Source organism: Bacillus sp. EKM202B, from assembly GCF_011066025.1.
GTDB lineage: Bacteria > Bacillota > Bacilli > Bacillales > Bacillaceae_G > Bacillus_A > Bacillus_A toyonensis.
Genome location: NZ_JAAMNK010000145.1, coordinates 1 through 226 on the forward strand (window position 1 = coordinate 1; position 226 = coordinate 226).

Annotated in this window: 1 protein-coding gene; it reads right to left on the reverse strand. The window is 35.8% G+C overall.

All coding sequences use genetic code 11. The features are described from left to right. The coding region (locus tag G9F74_RS29790; protein ID WP_165406451.1) for a helix-turn-helix domain-containing protein at positions 1 to 216 on the reverse strand (216 nt) is incomplete at its 3' end. Positions 217 to 226 lie beyond the last annotated feature (10 nt).

A 226-nucleotide genomic window follows, 5' to 3' on the forward strand; every position in this document is an offset into this window, starting at 1 on the left:
TAACCACTCAAATTCTGCTTTGTATTTCGCAGGAGTGGGAAGCTTTTGTTTCTTTAGTTGATCCTTATCATCTTTATGTTTTTCATACGCTTCTTTCCGTTCAGCTAACATTCTGTTATACACGAAACGTACACAACCGAAGGTTTTAAGCATAAGATGTGCTTGGTCTTCTGTTGGATACAAACGGAATTTATATGCTTTATTCTGCTTTGTCATATCATTTCAC